Origin of the sequence: Luteimonas endophytica (genome assembly GCF_029887875.1) — a bacterium.
GTDB lineage: Bacteria > Pseudomonadota > Gammaproteobacteria > Xanthomonadales > Xanthomonadaceae > Luteimonas > Luteimonas endophytica.
Genome location: NZ_JARXRM010000031.1, coordinates 1 through 15,878 on the forward strand (window position 1 = coordinate 1; position 15,878 = coordinate 15,878).

16 protein-coding genes are annotated in these 15,878 nt (G+C 72.0%); 9 read left to right on the forward strand and 7 right to left on the reverse strand.

Annotated features, from left to right (window positions below):
* The coding region (locus QFW77_RS09640; RefSeq protein ID WP_280572385.1) for an IS481 family transposase at positions 1-921 on the reverse strand (921 nt) is incomplete at its 3' end.
* Positions 922-1,116: 195 nt separating this feature from the next.
* Between QFW77_RS09640 and QFW77_RS09645 the strand changes: the two genes are divergently transcribed.
* The 4 genes from QFW77_RS09645 (at position 1,117) to QFW77_RS09660 (ending at position 4,655) form a co-directional block, all read left to right on the forward strand.
* Positions 1,117-2,337, forward strand: a complete 1,221-nt coding sequence (locus QFW77_RS09645) for an HTH domain-containing protein (RefSeq protein WP_280574397.1) — start codon at positions 1,117-1,119, stop codon at positions 2,335-2,337.
* A 45-nt stretch (positions 2,338-2,382) separates the two neighbouring features.
* Positions 2,383-3,057, forward strand: a complete 675-nt coding sequence (locus QFW77_RS09650) for an NHL repeat-containing protein (protein WP_280574398.1) — start codon at positions 2,383-2,385, stop codon at positions 3,055-3,057.
* A 151-nt stretch (positions 3,058-3,208) separates the two neighbouring features.
* Complete coding sequence (locus QFW77_RS09655) at positions 3,209-3,988, forward strand: DUF899 domain-containing protein (protein ID WP_280574399.1); 780 nt, start codon at positions 3,209-3,211, stop codon at positions 3,986-3,988.
* Positions 3,989-4,022: 34 nt separating this feature from the next.
* Positions 4,023-4,655, forward strand: a complete 633-nt coding sequence (locus tag QFW77_RS09660) for a hypothetical protein (RefSeq protein WP_280574400.1) — start codon at positions 4,023-4,025, stop codon at positions 4,653-4,655.
* A gap of 16 nt (positions 4,656-4,671) precedes the next feature.
* Here the strand turns inward: QFW77_RS09660 and QFW77_RS09665 are convergent, their stop codons facing one another.
* From QFW77_RS09665 to QFW77_RS09675, 3 genes are read right to left on the reverse strand one after another with little or no spacing between them, the layout of a single operon-like run.
* The gene (locus tag QFW77_RS09665) at positions 4,672-4,899 is read right to left on the reverse strand and encodes a hypothetical protein (protein WP_280574401.1); all 228 of its coding nucleotides are present in this window, start codon (positions 4,897-4,899) and stop codon (positions 4,672-4,674) included.
* 23 nt (positions 4,900-4,922) lie between these two features.
* Positions 4,923-5,339, reverse strand: coding sequence for a VOC family protein (locus QFW77_RS09670; RefSeq protein WP_280574402.1), 417 nt, complete (start codon positions 5,337-5,339; stop codon positions 4,923-4,925).
* Positions 5,336-5,764: a helix-turn-helix transcriptional regulator gene (locus QFW77_RS09675; RefSeq protein ID WP_280574496.1), complete on the reverse strand. Its 429-nt coding sequence runs from the start codon at positions 5,762-5,764 to the stop codon at positions 5,336-5,338. The genes QFW77_RS09670 and QFW77_RS09675 overlap by 4 nt, the downstream gene beginning before the upstream one ends.
* Positions 5,765-6,936: 1,172 nt before the next feature.
* Here QFW77_RS09675 and QFW77_RS09680 point away from each other — a divergent pair.
* The 4 genes from QFW77_RS09680 to QFW77_RS09695 all read left to right on the forward strand — a co-directional run bounded on the left by QFW77_RS09680 (position 6,937) and on the right by QFW77_RS09695 (position 10,093).
* Positions 6,937-7,278 carry a YciI family protein gene (locus tag QFW77_RS09680; protein ID WP_280574403.1) on the forward strand — a complete coding sequence of 114 codons (342 nt, stop codon included), beginning with the start codon at positions 6,937-6,939 and terminating at the stop codon, positions 7,276-7,278.
* Positions 7,279-7,631: 353 nt separating this feature from the next.
* Positions 7,632-8,750 carry an alpha/beta hydrolase gene (locus QFW77_RS09685; RefSeq protein ID WP_280574404.1) on the forward strand — a complete coding sequence of 373 codons (1,119 nt, stop codon included), beginning with the start codon at positions 7,632-7,634 and terminating at the stop codon, positions 8,748-8,750.
* Between the two features lie 182 nt (positions 8,751-8,932).
* Positions 8,933-9,679, forward strand: coding sequence for a type I methionyl aminopeptidase (gene map, locus QFW77_RS09690; protein ID WP_280574405.1), 747 nt, complete (start codon positions 8,933-8,935; stop codon positions 9,677-9,679).
* A gap of 54 nt (positions 9,680-9,733) precedes the next feature.
* Positions 9,734-10,093 (forward strand): nuclear transport factor 2 family protein, encoded by a 360-nt coding sequence (locus QFW77_RS09695; RefSeq protein WP_280574406.1) that lies wholly within the window; start codon positions 9,734-9,736, stop codon positions 10,091-10,093.
* Positions 10,094-10,187: 94 nt separating this feature from the next.
* Here QFW77_RS09695 and QFW77_RS09700 read toward each other — a convergent pair whose 3' ends face one another.
* Positions 10,188-11,264, reverse strand: a complete 1,077-nt coding sequence (locus QFW77_RS09700) for an SMP-30/gluconolactonase/LRE family protein (RefSeq protein ID WP_280574407.1) — start codon at positions 11,262-11,264, stop codon at positions 10,188-10,190.
* A gap of 211 nt (positions 11,265-11,475) precedes the next feature.
* Between QFW77_RS09700 and QFW77_RS09705 the strand changes: the two genes are divergently transcribed.
* The gene (locus QFW77_RS09705) at positions 11,476-13,002 is read left to right on the forward strand and encodes an amidohydrolase family protein (RefSeq protein ID WP_280574408.1); all 1,527 of its coding nucleotides are present in this window, start codon (positions 11,476-11,478) and stop codon (positions 13,000-13,002) included.
* A gap of 15 nt (positions 13,003-13,017) precedes the next feature.
* Here QFW77_RS09705 and QFW77_RS09710 read toward each other — a convergent pair whose 3' ends face one another.
* Both QFW77_RS09710 and uxaC read right to left on the reverse strand, forming a co-directional pair.
* A complete protein-coding gene (locus tag QFW77_RS09710) occupies positions 13,018-14,202 on the reverse strand; it encodes an endo-1,4-beta-xylanase (protein WP_280574409.1) in 1,185 nt (394 codons plus the stop codon).
* 157 nt (positions 14,203-14,359) lie between these two features.
* Positions 14,360-15,784 (reverse strand): glucuronate isomerase, encoded by a 1,425-nt coding sequence (gene uxaC / locus QFW77_RS09715; protein ID WP_280574410.1) that lies wholly within the window; start codon positions 15,782-15,784, stop codon positions 14,360-14,362.
* Between the last annotated feature and the right edge of the window lie 94 nt (positions 15,785-15,878).

The window sequence follows — 15,878 nt, forward strand, 5'->3', positions numbered from 1 at the left end:
TGGACGCTGGAGGCGACTGATAGGCGGCCGGTAGCCGAGGCTGGCATGTGGTCGATGCCAGTTGTACTGATGGAGCCAGTGAGGCAGGGCCTGGCGCCGCTGGTCTGAGCTGTCATAGGAGCGAGCGTAAGCCCACTCGCGCAATGTGGTCTGGACCAGTCGTTCGGCCTTGCCGTTGGTACGGGGCGTGTAGGGGCGCGTGCGCAGGTGGCGCAGGCCCAGTCGGCGCAGGAGCCGGCGGAACAGCCGGGACTTGTAACAGGCGCCGTTGTCGGTCATGACCCGGGCGAAGGTGATGCCAAGGCCGCGGTAGTACCGTAGCGCTTGCAGCAGCGCCCGGCACGCACTGGTGCCACGTTCGTCGTTCTCGACGGTACCGAAGGCGATCCGGGAGTGGTCGTCGATGGCAAGGTGGACGAACTCCCAACCGGCGCCATCCGAAGTGCCCTGGCGAGCGCCGGTGACGCGATGTCCGGGGCGCCAGAACCGGCCCAGCTTCTTGATGTCCAGATGCAACAGATCACCCACCTGTGGGTACTCGTAGCGGTGGTCCGGGCGCGCTGGCGCCAGCTCGGCCAGTCGATGCAGACCGGCACGACGCATCAGCCGCGCGATCGTGCTCCGGCCGACGGGCAGTGCCAGCGAGATCTGGCGATAGGTCCGCCGCTGGCGACGCAGGGCGACTACCTGCTCGACGACCGGCGCCGGCGTGGCACTGGGGCAGCGAAGCGGGCGCGACGAACGGTCCTGGAGCCCTCCCGGGCCTTCCTCGCGGAAGCGGCGCAACCACTTGTAGGCCGTTCGAGTGCTCACACCCGCAGCGTGGGCGGCTTCTTCGACCCGAAGACCGTGCTCGATCACCCGTTCCACAAGCAGGGCTCGACCGCGAGGCGTAAGACGGGCATGTTTATGCAGGTTCATCCGGGGCTCCTGGGGTGCTGAATGGGTCGCACCTCCAGTGTTCCGGGATCACCCCGGATGAACAACCTACTGAGAGATCACAACTAGGCCGTCCCGAACCGGCGTCGTGCGCGCCCATCCACTGCGCGCACAAGCGGGGCCAGCGGATTGGGGGAGCGCGCACGCCCGACGGGCGCGGCACGGTAGCCTTCCGCGATGGACTCCCTGATCGCCGCCGCCGCCCGCGCGCTGGCCACCGGCGACGTGCTCGGCGCGCTCGGGCGCGTGGCGCTGCGCGAGGATCCCCCGGCGCTGGCGCTGCGCGGCATCGCCATGGCGCGGCTGGGCGAGTACCCGCGCGCGCGCGAACTGCTGCGGCGGGCCGCGCGCGGCTTCGGCGGCAACGAACGGCTGGCGCGGGCGCGCTGCGTGGTGGCCGAGGCGGAAGTGGCGCTGGCGATGCGCGATCTGGGCGGCGCCACGCGCCCGCTGGCGACCGCCGCGGCGGTGCTGGAGGCGCGCGGCGATCGTGCCAATGCGCTGCAGGCCCGGCTGATCGCGGCGCGCCGGCTGCTGCTGCTCGGCCGCCTGGCCGAGGCCGCGGCGGCGCTGGCGCCGCTGGACCCGGGCGGCATGCCGCCGGCGCTGGTGGCGGTGGCGGAACTGGCCGCGGCCGAGCTGGCGTTGCGCTCGCTGCGCACCGGCCCGGCGCGCGCGGCCCTGGCGCGCGCGCAGCAGGCGGCGGCGGTGGCCGGGGTGCCGGAGCTGCTGGCCGAGGTGGCCGAGGCGCGGGCCACGCTGGAGCGGCCCGCGGCGCGGCGCCTGGCGGCAGCCGGCGAACAGCCGCTGCGCCTGGCGCAGGTGGAGGCGCTGCTGGCGTCGGATGCGCTGGTGGTCGACGCCTGCCGCCGCGGCCTGGGCACCGGCGCGGCGTGGCGGCCGCTGACGCGGCGCCCGGTGCTGTTCTCGCTGGCGCGCACCCTGGCCGAGGCCTGGCCGGACGCTGCCGGGCGCGACCTGCTGATCGCGCGCGCGTTCCGCCTGCGCGACCCCGACGAGACCCACCGCGCCCGGCTGCGGGTGGAGATCGGCCGCCTGCGCGCGCTCATCCAGCCGTTCGCGCGCATCGAGGCCACCGCCGGCGGCTTCGCGCTGCGGCCGCGCGCTGGGCGCGAGGTGGTGGTGCTGGCGCCGCCGATCGACGGCGAGCAGGCGGCGCTGCTGGCGCTGCTCTCCGATGGCGCGCCGTGGTCCACCTCCGCGCTGGCGCTGGCGCTCGGCGCCAGCCAGCGCACCGTGCAGCGTGCGCTGGCCGAACTGGAGGCGGCCGGGCGGGTGCGCTCGATCGGCCGCGCGCGGGCGCAGCGCTGGCTGGCGCCGCCGCTGGCCGGATTCACGACGATCTTGTTACTCCCGGCCGCGCTCGGGCACGGCTAGATTGGCCGTGTCGCGCCAGCCTAGGCGCATCCGGAGGAACCGACGATGGACAGCAAGAGAGCAACCGCACGGCAGGTCCCGGTGCGCGCCGCCGAGATCGTCCGCGAATACGGCCCGTTCGCCGGGGCCGAACAGGTCGGCGGCGTCACCCACGACGGCCAGCGCGTGTGGGCCGCCACCGGCGCCGCGCTGGTCGCCTTCGACCCGGACAGCGGCGAGACGGTGCGCAGCTTCGCGCGCCCCAGCGACGCCGGCACCGCCTTCGACGGCACCCACCTGTACCAGATCGCCGAGGCGCGCATCGACAAGATCGATCCGGCCACCGGCGCGGTGCTGAAGTCGATCCCCACCCCGGGCCAGGGCCACGACTCGGGCCTGGCCTGGGCCGAGGGCAGCCTGTGGGTGGGGCAGTACCGCGACCGCAAGATCCACCAGGTCGACCCTGACACCGGCGCGGTGCTGCGCACCATCGAGTCCGACCGCTTCGTCACCGGCGTGACCTGGGTCGACGGCGAGCTGTGGCACGGCACCTGGGAAGGCGACGACAGCGACATCCGCCGCATCGACCCGGCCAGCGGTGCCACCCTCGAGCGCCTGGAACTGCCGCGCGGCAGCGGCGTCAGCGGCCTGGAATCCGACGGTTCGGACCTGTTCTATTGCGGCGGCGGCAACAGCGCAACCGTGCGCGCGGTGCGCCGCCCGAAGCGCGCCGCGGCCTGACCGCGGCAGCGCCGCCTGCCGGCCCGACGGGCGGGCCGAAACACCCCGTCGCCCCTATTGACCCCCGGCGACACGCGCGCGGTCGCCGCCACGCCGGCGTTCCCGCGCGCCCCGACCACCCCAGACGGCCCAGCGGCCGAGGAGTTCACCGATGCACGTTTCCACCATCGAACCCGGCGCGACGCGCCGTTCCGTCGTTCCCAGGGCGCAATGGCTCGCCGAGCGGCTGGCGCTGCTGGCGCACGAGAAGGAGCTGACCCGCCTGCACGACCAGGTCGCGCGCGCGCGCCGCGCGCTGCCCTGGGTGCGGGTGGAGAAGGACTACGTCTTCGACACGCCGCAGGGGCCGCGCGGCCTGGCCGACCTGTTCGCAGGCCGCCGCCAGCTGCTGGTGCAGCACTTCATGTTCGCCCCCGGCTGGGAGGAGGGCTGCAAGAGCTGCTCCTACATGGCCGACCACCACGACGGCGCCAACCTCCACCTGGCGCAGCGCGACATCACCCTGGTCGCGGTCTCGCGCGCGCCGCTGGCCGAGCTGGAGCGCTTCCGCCGGCGCATGGGCTGGCGTTTCCTGTGGGTGTCCTCGCACGGCACCAGCTTCAACCGCGACTTCGGCGTGACCTTCTCCGCCGAGGAGGTGGCCGCCGGGAAGGTCCCTTACAACTACACCGTGCAGGCCTTCCCGCGCGAGGAAGCGCCGGGCATCAGCGTGTTCTACCGGGACGAAGACGGCACCGTGTTCCATACCTACTCGCGCTACGGCCGCGGCGTGGAGGCGATGATGGGCGCCTACCCGCTGATCGATCTCACCCCGCTGGGCCGCAACGAGGACGACCTCAGCTACCCGATGGAGTGGGTGCGGCACCACGACCGGTACGCGCCCGCGGCGGCGGCGCCGGCGCCGGCGGCCGCGGCGTGTTGCGCCGGGTGAGCCCGGACCCGAGGCCCGCGGCGGCGGCCGGCCGATGAGCGAACTGTGGCCCTGGGCGGCGGTCGCCGGGCTCGGCCTGCTGCACGGGCTGATGCCGGCGAACGGCTGGATGTTCGCGGCGGCCTGGGGCGTGCGCGCGGGCGGCGGCGGCCATGCCTGGCGCGCGCTCGCACCGATCGCCGCCGGGCACGCCGCCTCGATCGCGGTGGTGGCCGGCGCGTTCGCCCAGGGCCTGGTGCTGGGCCACGGCGCGGCGCAAACCCTGGCCGGCGCGGCGCTGCTGGGGCTGGCCGCTCACCGCTGCCTGCGGCGGGCCGACGCCGCCGGGTTTCCCGGTCCGCGCGCCGGCCAGGCCGGGCTGGCGGCGTGGTCGTTCCTGATGGCCACCGCGCACGGCACCGGGCTGATGCTGGTGCCGGCGCTGCTGCCGCTGTGCATGGGCAGCGGCGCCGCCGCGGCGGCCGCCAGCGGCGGGCTGGCCATGGCGGCGCTGGCGGTGGGCCTGCACATGCTGGCGGCGCTGGCCGCCACCGGCGCGATGGCGGCCGGCGCCTGCCGCGGGCTGGCGCGGTGGCCGCGGCTGCTGGACGCCGCCACCGCCCGCCACGCCTGGACCGCGGTGCTGGCGGTCACCGGCGTGGTGCTGCTGGGCGGCGGCCGCGGCTAGCGCGGGGGCCACGCCGTCAGGTTTCGCTGCCGGCGCGCCGGCCGCCGCGCCACCTGGCCGCGTGCGGCAGCACGAACATGTACAGGCCGCTGGCCATCAGCAGGAACAGCGGCGGGAGCGGCGAGTAGACCACCCAGGCGGGGGGCTCCCCCAGGGCCATGGCGGCGAAGTTGGCGACCACGGTCAGCGTAAAGACGATCGACAGCCAGCGGTGCAACTGGCGGATCCAGGCGTTGCGGTTCATCGGTGTCTCCCTCGCCTGCCGGCTCAGCGCTGCCCGCGCCGCGACTGGATCATCTTCCAGCCGTTGCCGGACGGGTCGCGGAAGCCGGCGTCGACGTTGCCGAAGCGTTCCACCGGTTCCTGGGTGAACTCCACGCCGAGCGCGCGCAGCCGCTCCCAGGCGCCGCGGCAATCGTCCACGTCCAGCACCAGCGGCGGCATCGCGCCCTTGGCGACGAACTCGTGCAGGGCCTGCGCGGTGGCCTCGTCGTGCACCGGCGGCCCGGGCAGGAACAGGCCCAGCTGGAACGACGGCTGGTCCGGATGCTGCACCGTCAGCCAGCGGTACCCGCCGCCGCCCACGTCGGTGTGGACCCGGAAGCCCAGCTTGTCGACGTAGAACCGCAGCGCTTCTTCCTGGTCGCGGACGTACAGCCCGACCACCCCGATGCCCTCGCTCATGGAACCTCCGTTGCTGTGGACGCGGGGATGCTATCGGCGGTCTCGCGGCGCCGCTTCTCCGAAACTGCTGTGACCAGGTCGGGGCGGTGGCCGGCGGCCAGGTAGCAGGCCGGCACCCGGCCGACGCCGTGCGTGGCGGCCTGCTCGCGGGTGCGGCGCTCGCCCGGCGTTTCCCCGGTGATGTCGCGGAAGGTGCGCCCGAAGGTGCCCAGGCTGTTCCAGCCGGTCCGGAACGCGATCTCGGTGATCGGCAGCTCGGTGTCGCGCAGCAGCGCCACCGCCCGCTCGATCCGCCGGGTGAGCAGGTAGCGGTGTGGCGGCACCCCGAAGGCCTCCTTGTAAGCGCGCGCGAAATGCGCCTCGGACACCCCGCTGATGCGCGCCAGCCGCCGCACCGGCCAGTCCTCGTGCGAAGCGGCGTCCATCCGGTCCTTCGCGCGCAGCAGCCGGCGCAGCAGCCTGGGGTCCTGGGCGGCGCGCGCCGGCGCGCTCACGCCGGGCGCCGGGCCGCCCCGGGGCGGTCGGTCGGGTGCTTTCGTCATCCGTGCAGTCTCGCATCGGGTGGGCGCGATGGGTGCCGGTGCCGGAGGACGGCCGGGCCGCGACCGCCTCGGCCCGGCCGGCGTTGGCTGCGCACAGGGCCGCGGAGCCAGGGCGCACCGAGCACGCCGGCCCATCCCGCGGCGGGCAGCTCGGCGCCCAAGCCGCCGACCGATCGTGGCGAAATGCCTGGGTAAGACCCAGCACCCCGTTCCGGCCCATAGGCAGGTCGAATCGGGACCAGGCGTGGCCCCCGCAGGGCCATGATTCGTCGCTGGAATCGCGAATTGACGGGCCGCGATGCCGGCCGAATACTCGGAGCTATCACTCCGATCCGGGGTCTGCCAAGCGTTAGCGCCCTATGGTGATCAGACGTAGCCGGGCCATTCTCGCTGGCGTCGCAGCCATTGGCGGGGTCGTCGCTGTTCAAGCGTTCAATAGCTTTGCTTGTTATGGCAACGACTTTTCCTCGTTCTTGGCTGCCCTCGGCATCTTTCTGCTCATTCCCTTGCTTCCGGCAATCATCTCCTTGCTGACAACCAACCCATTGAGGGCGGTTGGTGCCTGCCTTCTGTTCGTACCGTGGCTCTTTCTGGCCTACTACACTGATTGCGTGGCCCCCTACACTGGCGGTGGAGCATCGATGATCTACGTCGCAGTGGTGCTTTGGGGCACCCCGTGTTCGATCATTGGGGCGCTCCTTACTGGTCCTATCATGCGAGCGCTCGGTGTTTCCGTTGGCGGGCGCTAACAATCATTCAAGCAGAAGCCGCTTCGTTGGATGTTGGGCGGCAAAGTTGCGCGCCGGTGGTGTTACGTCCTGCAGCGCAGCCGAGGCCGCCAGCGCATACGCTACGGCGATTTCCGACGCAGCCGATGCTCCAATGGCAGAGGCAAGTAGAACCACGCGAAACGTCGAATCAGAAATCAAATGCCTTAGAACCGGCATATGCGCAGATTCGTCTGGCTAGGCCGCGTCTTCTTCATGCCCGATGCAGTTCATTCAAGCCGAACCCGCTTCGGGGCTCGGCGTTAGGATGCAAAAAGGAACGAAACGATGCCTCGGTACCTGATTTCATTTGATGACGGCGCGATGGACCATATCCCTGATGAAGATTGGCCGTCGGTAGGAGAGGCATCGCACGAGGTGGTTCGGGAGGCTAAGGCCGCGGGGGTCTGGATCTTCGGCGGCGGTGTCCAGCGCCAGCAATCGACCATTGTCGGGACGGACGGGGCCATCACAGTCGGACCGGTACCGGAGACAAAGGCGGTTGTCGGCGGGTTTTCGATCATTGAAGTTCCTTCACGTGAGGAGGCGCTCGTTTGGGCGGCGCGGATCGCCGCTGGGTGTCGCTGCGCGCAGGAGGTTCGCCAGATCATGTACGACCCGGAGTCTTGATACGCAGTTGGCGTCGCGAACCAAACGGCCCCAAGGGGGTGCGCCACAACCCTGTGGCCGGTGAGGAGTGCCACATCACGCGGCCGCGTGCGGAGCAGGCGCCCGCTGATCGCCAAGCGCGGCGCGATCCGCCCATCGGTTCGCTAGGGCGTACCGGAGAGGCCGCTGTCCATCTGTCCGAAGTCACATGCACGGGCGCGGCGGGCCGTGGCATGGTCGGGTCCATGGAGCCGTCCGCACGCGAAGCCCTGATCCACCCGCTGGTAGGGGCGCCAGTCCGCTGGCGTCCGGCGGGTTCTCGCCGCACGCGCGCGGACAGCCCCGACCGGACATCGACCTCAAGGAGAATCGCCATGAAGACGCGCGCCCTCGCCCTCGTGCTGCTCGCCGCGCTGTCCCAGCACGCCGCCGCCCAGCAATGCCCGGCCGAGAAGTCCTACGGCCAGGCCCGGGAGGTGGTGCGCGACCTGCAGCGCATCGTCACGCCGGATGGCGTCCAGGAAACCTACACCGCCACCATCGGCGGCATCGAACAGTGGTTCAACGTGCGCGGCGAGCACGCGGACAACCCGATGATCCTGTTCGTCCACGGGGGCCCAGCATCGCCGGCGATGCCGAGCCTGTGGCAGTTCCAGCGCCCGATCGAGGAATACTTCACCGTGGTCCACTACGACCAGCGCGGCGCCGGCAAGACCTATCGGGAAGTGGACCCGGAGTCGATCGCCGACACCATCCACATCGACCGCTATGTCGACGACGCGATCGAGGCCGCCGAGTACCTGCGCGCGCGCTACGGCAAGGACAAGCTGATCCTGGTCGGCCACAGCTGGGGCACGGTGCCCGGCATGAAGGCCGCGCTCGCGCGCCCGGACCTGTTCCACGCCTACGTGGGCATCGGCCAGGTCATCAACACCCGCCTCAACGAGGAGCTGAGTTTCGCGTACGGCCTGGCGAAGGCGCGCGAGCACGACAACCAGGAAGCCATCGCCGAGATGGAATCCATCGCGCCCTACCCCGGCGACCAGCCCATCACCCGTGAGCGGATCGTGCTGGCCCGCAAGTGGCCGCAGCACTATGGCGGGCTCAACGCCTATCGCGACGAGGAGCAGCCGTACTACTACGGCGCCTCGCTGCTGTCGCCCGCGTACGACTGTGCCGATCGCGCAGCGTTCTTCGAAGGCAGCGTGTTCACCCTCGGCCACCTGCTCGACGAGTACATCCAGATCGACCTGAGCGGCGTGCGCGAATTCCCGATCCCGGTGGTCATGTTCATGGGGCGCCACGATTACACCACGCCGTCCCAGCTCACCGCGGACTGGCTGGAACAGGTCGACGCGCCCTACAAGCGCGGCGTGTGGTTCGAGCACTCCGCGCACATGATGCCGTGGGAAGAGCCGGGCAAGACGCTGGTCAGCCTGCTGGAATACGTGCGCCCGCTGGCGGTGGAGGCCGACGGCGCCGAGGGCGACTGATCGGGGCCCGCGCCGCGAGGTGGCGGGTCTCCTGACTATCGACGGCGGCCCTGCGCTCCGGGCTTGGGGTAACGTATGGGGCGAGCAGACGAGCCTGCTCGATCCCGCCCGGCGCTGGGTGGCCGCGCGCATCGATATCGAGCACGGTTCGGGCCAACCCGGGGTCGCCACGAGGAAGTCGCATGACCATCGAAACCGAAGACGACGTGCGCGCGCTCGAGCGCATCGGCAGGATCGTGGCGTCCGTGCTCCGGCAGATGCTCGATGCCGCCGAGCCGGGCATGACGACGCGCGAGCTCGATGCGCTGGGCGGGCGCCTGCTCGAAACGCATGGCGCCCGCTCGGCGCCGCGGCTCGCCTACGACTTTCCCGGCGCGACCTGCATCAGCATCAACGAGGAAGCGGCACACGGGGTGCCGGGCGATCGGGTGATCCGCGCCGGCGACGTGCTGAACGTCGACGTGTCCGCCGAGCTGGACGGCTACTTCGCCGACACCGGAGGGACGCGGGTGGTGCCCCCCGCAAGCCCGCTGAAGACGCGCCTGTGCCACGCCGCCCGCACGGCCCTCGAGCGGGCCATGCGGCAGGCCCGCGCCGGCCGCCCGATCAACGGCATCGGCGCGGCCATCCAGCGCACCGCGCGCACCTACGGTTTCAGGATCATCGAGAACCTCGGCAGCCACGGGATCGGCCGCGCGCTGCACGAGGACCCCGCGCACATCGCAGGGTATTTCGATCCGGCGGACAGGCGCGTCCTGAGCGAAGGCATGGTGATCACCATCGAGCCTTTCCTCTCCACGAGAAGCCGGCGGGTCGCCGAGGCGGCCGATGGATGGACCCTGGTCGGCGCGCGCGGGAACCTGTCGGCCCAGTACGAGCACACCATGATCATCACCCGGGGCGAACCGATCGTCGTCACCCGGCACTGAACGGCCGCCGCGCTCGCCGCGCTGCGCAGCCAACCGGGCAAGGAGGAGTCTCGAATGTCGGAGCACCACAAGCAGGTCCTGGAACAGGCCAACGCGGCCATCGCCCGCGGCGACCAAGAAGGCTTCCTGGCGTTCTGCACCGAGGACACCGAATGGACGTTCGTGGGCGACCGGACGCTCAGGGGCAAGGAAGCGGTTCGCCGGTGGATGGCCGAAGCCTACGAGGTGCCGCCCAGGTTCAGGGTCGATCGCATGCTCGCCGAGGGCGACTGCCTCGCGGCCATCGGCGAGATCACGTTGACCGACGATGCAGGCAAGACGGCCAGCCACGCCTACTGCGATGTCTGGCGCTTCCGGGACGGCAAGCTGGCCGCGCTGCAGGCCTTCGTGGTCGAGACCGGGCCGGCCGGCTGACGCGCGCCGGCGCCTGGGCCGCTGCAGCGAACGGCCCCGGAGGCGAATTGCCGGGCCGACCGATCTACCATCGGCGGCTGCCGCGCGAGCGGCCTCAGCGCAGCCGCACCCGCGCCAGGAACCTGTGCGAGGTCATGTACAGCACCCGGCCATCCTCGGCCAGCGCGCAGTTGGCCACGGCGGTGCCGGTCTCGATCCGGCCCAGCCGGGTGCCGTCGGGCGCGAACACCAGCACGCCGCCGGGGCCGGTGGCGAACAGGGTGCCGTCGGCGGCCACGGCCATGCCGTCGGGCAGGCCGGGGGCATCGTCGCCGACCAGGTCGGAAGCGTCGGCGAACACGCGGCCGTCGCCGGCGTTGCCCGCTTCGTCCAGGGCGTAGGCCATCCAGATCGGCCGCTCCGGATCGGAGTTGGCCACGTACAGCGTGTTGCCGTCCGGCGCGAGCGCCACGCCGTTCGGGAAACTCAGTCCGTCGTCGACCAGGTGCACGCCGCCGTCGGCGTCGATGCGGTACACGCCGTTGAACGCCAGTTCCTTGGCCGGCGAGTCGTCCATGCCCTTCAGCCCGTACGGCGGATCGGTGAAGAACACCGTGCCGTCGGCGCGCCGCACCACGTCGTTGGGGCTGTTGAAGCGCTTGCCCTCGTAGCTGGAGGCGAGGGTGGTCTTTTCCTTGCTCGCCGGGTCCAGGCGCGCGACCAGCCGGCTGCCGGAGTCGGCCAGCAGCACGGTGCCGCCGGGCTCGGGGAACAGGCCGTTGGCGCCGGCCTCGCGCAGGGTGCCGTCGTCGGGGCCGGCGTACCCGGAGGGCTCCAGGAACACCGACAGCCCGTCCGCTTCCGACCACCGGTACATGCGGTTCTCGGGCACGTCGTTGAACAGCAGGTAGCCGCCCTGCTCGATCCAGGCGGGTCCCTCGGACCAGGTGAAGCGCTCGTCGGTCAGCTTCTCGATGCGTGCGTCCGGCGGCACGGCCCCGGCGAAGGCGTCGTCGTACGCGGTGAGGCGGCCGACGGTGTCGAAGGCCGGCGCGGCGGGCGCTTGGGCGGTGGGCACGTCGCTCTCGGCATCGGTGTCGCCAGCGCCGGTGTCGTCGCCCGCGGGGGTGCAGGCGACCGCCAGCGAAGCCGCGAGCGCAGCGGCGAGCAGCGGAAGGGAACGAGCGGGCATCGGCATCTCCTCGGGGCGGCGGACCGGCGGCTCGATGATAGCGGTAACCGCCACGCTGGTCCGCGACGCCGTCCCGCGGTCGCAGGCCATCCATCGCCGGGTCCGCGGTTCCCGTCGGTGCATGCCCGGTTTCGTCGCAAGCGCGTTGCCGCGCCTGCGCCGCTGCCGGAACCTGCCCACGCCCAATCCGGGCCGCCGCATGGGGACCGGCATGAACCGAACGACTCGCGCAGCGATCGGGAAGTGGCTGCTGATCCTGCTTGCCGTGGCGTTGGCGCTCTGCGCGGCCTCGCTGTTGTGGGTCGATCATCAGCTCGGGCGCTTCGCCGGTGCCGGCACGGCGGTGGTCGATCGCGCCGGCTTCGAGGGGCCGGCCCGCCCCACCGCCATCACCGGCGTGGCCGTCCTGTCCGCGGATGGCGAGGCGATGCTCGCCGACCGGGACGTGCTGATCGACCAGGGCCGCATCGTGGCGGTCGGCACGGGGCTGGCACTGCCCGAGGGCGTCGACCGGGTGGACGGCAGCGGGCGCTACCTGATCCCCGGACTGGTCGACGCGCACGTGCACCTGAAGCAGAGCCCGAACGACCTGCTGGTCTACCTGGCCAACGGCGTGACCGGCGTCCGCGAGATGAGCGGCAACGCGGATCATCTGGCCTGGCGCGACGCGATCGAGGCGGGGCGCCTGGGCCCGAGGTTGTTCGTGGCATCGGAGAAGCTGGAGCGCCACGGCTGGTTCACCGGGCATTTCCAGCGCTGGACCCGCAACCGGATCAACGTGCGGGCGCCGGAGCATGCCGACGCGGTGGTGCGGTCGCTGGCCGCGGACGGCTACGACGCGGTCAAGCTCGGCAGCCTCCTGGACCACGAGACCTACCGCGCATTGGACCGGGCCGCGGCCGGCGCCGGGTTGCCGCTGATCGGGCACTACCCGGTGGCGCTTCCGCTCGAGGCACTGTGGGCCTCCGGACAGGGCGAGCTTGCGCACATCGAGGAGATCGCCAAGGCGCTCGATGCCGAGTTCGGCTGGTTCGGCAACGCCGACGCGGACGAGTACCTCCGCTTCGTGGCGCGGCGCAGCGACGAGGTGGCTGCCGCGCTGGCGGAACGGAACATCGCGGTGGTCACCTCGCTGTGGCTGGTGGAGAGCATCGCGCTGCAGAAGGCGGCGCCGGCGGATCTGGTGGCGGAGATCGAGCTGCGCTACGCCAACCCTGGGCTGGTCGAGGGCACGCCGCTCTCGAAGGGCTGGCTCCCCGGCCACAACGCCTACGAGGTCGGCCCGGAGGCGGGCGCCGCCGGGCGTGAGGCGGCGGCGGCCTACTGGGCCACCTTCGCCGAAGCCCACCGCATCCTGCTGCGGGCGATGCGCGACAGGGGCGTGGCGCTGATGGCCGGCACCGATGCCAATACGGCGGGCGTGGTGCCGGGTTTCTCGCTGCACGACGAGCTGCAGTCCCTGGTGAGCGCCGGCCTCAGCCCGGCGCAGAGCCTGCGCTCGGCCACCGCAGCGCCCGCGGCGCGGATGGGGCGCGGGGCCGGCAAGGCCGGCCGGGTGGCCCCCGGGTACCGCGCCGACATGGTGCTGTTGCGCGCCGACCCGCTGCTGGACATCGCCAATACGCGGGCCATCGAGGCGGTGGTCGTTGGCGGCCGCGTGCTCGATCGCGGGCGGCTCGATGCGATGCTGGCGGCAGTGGCGGACGCGAACGACGGCAGCCGGACCATCGCGCTGTAGGGCGCCGGCCGTCCGCTACCGCGCCGCCTCGCCGCTGCCGGCCGAGCCGGGCACGGCCAGCACCGCGTCCAGCGCCGGCTTCGGCCGGTGCTGCCGGTCGAACAGCAGCGGGTAGTTGGTACGGTCCGGGATCGGATAGCCGTTCTTCCAGGACATGCCGTCGTCCACGCCCCAGACCGCGACGCGGTGCAGCTTGTCGCGCCGGCCGTGGAAGATGCGGAACAGCTCGGCGTAGCGGTCCGCGAGCCGCCGCTCCACGTCCGCCGGCAGGCCGTCGCGGTACGGGTCGAGGAAGCGCTCGAACTCGGGCAGCTGGAACTGCGGGTGCATCATGCCCTGGCCGATGATCTGGCCTTCCCGGGTCAGCGGCAGCACGTCGACGTCGAGCTCGGTGACCATCACCTTCAGCCCGAGCGCGGCGTAGGCGTCGATCGCGGATTCGATGTGCGCGGTGGAAGGGAAGTTCAGGCCCCAGTGGCCCTGGATGCCGATGCCGTCGATGCGGATGCCGGCGGCCTGCAGCATCCCGACCATGCGCACGATGCCGTCGCGCTTGTCCGGGCGCCAGGCGTTGAAATCGTTGTAGTAGAGCTCGGCATCCGGGGCGGCCTGGCTTGCGAAACGGAAGGCGTCGCGGACCAGCGCATCGCCGTCGCCGCCGTAGGCGCGCACCCACAGGGTGTCGCGGTAGGCGCCGTCCTCGCCGATCACCTCGTTGACCACGTCCCAGGCGTCGATCCTGCCGACGTAGCGCCCGGCGACGGTGCGGATGTAGCCGCGCATGCGTTCGCGCATCGTCTCGATGCCGGCGGGCGCTCCGCCGGCGTCCTGAAAGAACCACGCCGGCGTCTGGTTGTGCCAGACCAGGGTGTGGCCGACCAGGAACATGCCGTGCCGTTCGCCGAATTCGACGAAGGCGTCGGCGGCGGTGAAGTCCCAGCGGTCGGGTTCGGGGTGCAGCACTTCCGCCTTCATCACGTTCTCGGCGGTGATCGCGTTGAAATGCACGGGGACCAGCGCCTGCCCGCGGGCGTCGCGGCCGGAGACGATGTCCGCGTTGACCGCGGTGCCGACCAGGAAGGCGTCGGCATAGGCGCCCTTGAGGGTTTGCGGGGGCTCGGCGGCGCGGACGCCACCGCCGGCGCTGGCGAGGGCGAGGGCAACGGCGAGCATGGCGGGCAGCGCGTGGGGGTGGATCATGGGGCGGCTCCGTGGCGATCTATGACGTGCGGCACAGGGGCGATCGGTAGGGCGAAGTCGGCGTGACGGCGCGCCCGGGTCAGCGTCGGCTCCGGCGGGACCAGCCCGACGCGGCTCGCGGCACCGGGAATCGCGGCCGAGCCGCCGGAGGCGCCGCTCACAGCTGGTAGGCCCGCTTGGGCAGGTGGTAGGCGAGATCGGCGGCGACCTCGGCGGCGTCGTCCTCCTCCAGGCGGTGTTCCGCCACCAGTTTCGCCAGCACCGCGCAGTCGACGCGGCGGGCGACGTCGTGGCGGGCGGGGATCGACAGGAACGCGCGGGTATCGTCGTTGAAGCCGACGGTGTTGTAGAAGCCGGCGCTGGCGAGGGTCTGTTCGCGGAACCGCCACATGCCTTCGGGGGCATCGTGGAACCACCAGGCCGGGCCCAGGAACAGGCACGGCCAGTGCCCGGCCAGCGGCGCCAGTTCGCGGGCGTAGGTGCTCTCGTCGAGGGTGAACAGGATCAGCCGGAACCCCGGCTCGTTGCCGAAGCGGTCCAGCAGCGGCTTGAGCGCGTGCACGTAGTCGGTGCGCAGCGGGATGTCGGCGCCCTTGTCGCGGCCGTGACGCTCGAACAGGGCGCGGTTGTGGTTGCGGAAGCAGCCGGGGTGGATCTGCATCACCAGGCCGTCGTCCAGGCTCATCGCCGCCATCTCGGTGAGCATCTGGGCCCGGAACAGCTCCGCATCGGCGGGCGTGAACTCGCCGGTGGCGATGCGGGTGAACAGGGCCCGCGCCTGCGGTGCCGGGAGGTCGGCGGTGGCGCAGGTCGGATGCCCATGGTCGGTCGAGGTGGCGCCCATGCCGGCGAAGAAGCCGCGGCGCTGGCGGTGCGCGCGCAGGTAGCCGTCCCAGTCGTAGACGTTCTCGCCGGTGATCTCGCCGAAGCGCTCCAGCGCCGCCGCGAACCCCTCGTGTTCCGGGTCGATCACCGGGTCGGGGCGGTAGGCGGTCACGACCCGGCCGCTCCAGCCGCTGTCGCGGATCGCCTGGTGGTGGGCGAGCGGGTCGAGCGGCGACTCGGTGGTGGCGATGACCTCGATGCCGAAGCGCTCGAACAGCGCGCGTGGCCGGAACGCCGCGGTCTGCAGCGCCTCGGTGATCGCGTCGTAGTAGTGATCGGCGGTGTCGGCACCGAGCCGCACGCGCAGCCCGAACACCTTGGCGAACACGTGGTCGAGCCACATCGAGGACGGGGTGCCGCGGAACAGGTGGAAGCGTTCGGCGAACAGGCGCCAGGCCGCGCGCGGGTCGACGGCCGCGCGCGAACCATCAGCGCGCGGGATGCCCAGCGCATCCAGGGGGACGCCCTGGCTGTAGAGCATCCGGAACAGGTAGTGGTCCGGCACCAGCAGCAGTTCGGTGGCATCGGCGAACGGCGCGTCGGTGGCCCACCAGGACGGGTCGGTATGACCATGCGGGCTGACGATCGGCAGCGGCGTCACCTCGGCGTACAGGCGCCGCGCGATCGCGCGCTGCGCGGGGTCCGACGGGAACAGGCGGTCCGGGTTCAGCGTCAGCGGCTTCGGGCTGGAGGTCATGGCGTTCGGTCGGGATCGAGATGGGGGGTGCCTGCCGTCCCGCTGCGCGCCGGTTGGAACGGCCGGACGCGGGACGAACCGGGGTCGGGGCCCG

Excerpts from the sequence above, each read along its gene's own strand:
- QFW77_RS09695 (WP_280574406.1), top strand. The coding sequence starts at position 9,734 with ATGTCGGAGCACCACAAGCAGGTCCTGGAACAGGCCAACGCGGCCATC.
- QFW77_RS09650 (WP_280574398.1), top strand. The coding sequence starts at position 2,383 with ATGGACAGCAAGAGAGCAACCGCACGGCAGGTCCCGGTGCGCGCCGCC.
- QFW77_RS09705 (WP_280574408.1), top strand. The coding sequence starts at position 11,476 with ATGAACCGAACGACTCGCGCAGCGATCGGGAAGTGGCTGCTGATCCTG.
- map (WP_280574405.1), top strand. The coding sequence starts at position 8,933 with ATGACCATCGAAACCGAAGACGACGTGCGCGCGCTCGAGCGCATCGGC.
- QFW77_RS09680 (WP_280574403.1), top strand. The coding sequence starts at position 6,937 with ATGCCTCGGTACCTGATTTCATTTGATGACGGCGCGATGGACCATATC.
- QFW77_RS09655 (WP_280574399.1), top strand. The coding sequence starts at position 3,209 with ATGCACGTTTCCACCATCGAACCCGGCGCGACGCGCCGTTCCGTCGTT.
- QFW77_RS09665 (WP_280574401.1), bottom strand. The coding sequence starts at position 4,899 with ATGAACCGCAACGCCTGGATCCGCCAGTTGCACCGCTGGCTGTCGATC.
- QFW77_RS09670 (WP_280574402.1), bottom strand. The coding sequence starts at position 5,339 with ATGAGCGAGGGCATCGGGGTGGTCGGGCTGTACGTCCGCGACCAGGAA.
- QFW77_RS09710 (WP_280574409.1), bottom strand. The coding sequence starts at position 14,202 with ATGATCCACCCCCACGCGCTGCCCGCCATGCTCGCCGTTGCCCTCGCC.
- QFW77_RS09685 (WP_280574404.1), top strand. The coding sequence starts at position 7,632 with ATGAAGACGCGCGCCCTCGCCCTCGTGCTGCTCGCCGCGCTGTCCCAG.
- QFW77_RS09660 (WP_280574400.1), top strand. The coding sequence starts at position 4,023 with ATGAGCGAACTGTGGCCCTGGGCGGCGGTCGCCGGGCTCGGCCTGCTG.
- uxaC (WP_280574410.1), bottom strand. The coding sequence starts at position 15,784 with ATGACCTCCAGCCCGAAGCCGCTGACGCTGAACCCGGACCGCCTGTTC.
- QFW77_RS09645 (WP_280574397.1), top strand. The coding sequence starts at position 1,117 with ATGGACTCCCTGATCGCCGCCGCCGCCCGCGCGCTGGCCACCGGCGAC.
- QFW77_RS09675 (WP_280574496.1), bottom strand. The coding sequence starts at position 5,764 with ATGGACGCCGCTTCGCACGAGGACTGGCCGGTGCGGCGGCTGGCGCGC.
- QFW77_RS09700 (WP_280574407.1), bottom strand. The coding sequence starts at position 11,264 with ATGCCCGCTCGTTCCCTTCCGCTGCTCGCCGCTGCGCTCGCGGCTTCG.